Source organism: Vibrio sp. S12_S33 (assembly GCF_963889785.1).
Lineage (GTDB): Bacteria > Pseudomonadota > Gammaproteobacteria > Enterobacterales > Vibrionaceae > Vibrio > Vibrio aestuarianus.
In genome coordinates, this window is the sequence record NZ_CAWPQZ010000369.1 from 1 (window position 1) to 255 (window position 255).

The following is a 255-nucleotide window of genomic DNA, read 5'->3' on the forward strand; positions in this document are numbered from 1 at the left end:
AGCGGATTCGTCGAGAATAACCAATTTTTTCTGCCAATAACCAGCGATTTGATGGCGCGTTCCGCTCGGTTGTTGTCGATAGATAAATGCCCATCTTCAACATAGCGTATCAGCTTAGACCACTGACTCAAGGTGTACTTGATGGCTTTACCAAGAGGACTCGATTCGATGACTTTCTGCGTGGTTAACCAGTCATAGAAGTCATCCAACATCGGTTTAGCCTGCGCTTGTCTTTCTGTCCAACGCTCTTCGACC

Annotated in this window: 1 protein-coding gene; it reads right to left on the reverse strand. The window is 46.7% G+C overall.

Going from position 1 to position 255, the window contains the following annotated elements; all coding sequences use genetic code 11:
* Nucleotides 1-255 (reverse strand): IS66 family transposase (locus AACW06_RS20495; protein ID WP_192076417.1); only part of this gene is annotated, 255 nt, incomplete at both ends.